Genomic DNA, 250 nt, shown 5'->3' with positions numbered 1-250 from the left:
ATGCGTTGCCGACGTTTCTTCAGGCGTTGGGATTGGCGGGCGCGGAGCATCGGCTTGAAGGGCGTTCGTTGATCCCGCTTCTGCACGGTGAACATCCGGATTGGCGCCGCTATGCAATCAGCGAATACGACTACGCCTTTCAGGCGCCGGCACGTGAGCGTCTGGGCCAGCCGATCGACCGTTGCCGCATGACCATGGTGCGTAGCGAGCGCTGGAAATACCTGGCTTACGACGGTTTTCGACCGCAGTT

At 60.8% G+C, this 250-nt stretch carries 1 pseudogene; it reads left to right on the top strand.

The window, feature by feature from the left end:
- Positions 1 to 250, top strand: a pseudogene (locus BK660_RS32100) (phosphonate monoester hydrolase); the annotation flags it as partial.

The sequence above is a fragment of the Pseudomonas brassicacearum genome, assembly GCF_003732265.1.
GTDB classification, from domain to species: Bacteria; Pseudomonadota; Gammaproteobacteria; order Pseudomonadales; family Pseudomonadaceae; genus Aquipseudomonas; species Aquipseudomonas brassicacearum_D.
This window is presented reverse-complemented; position numbering and strand designations above follow the sequence as displayed.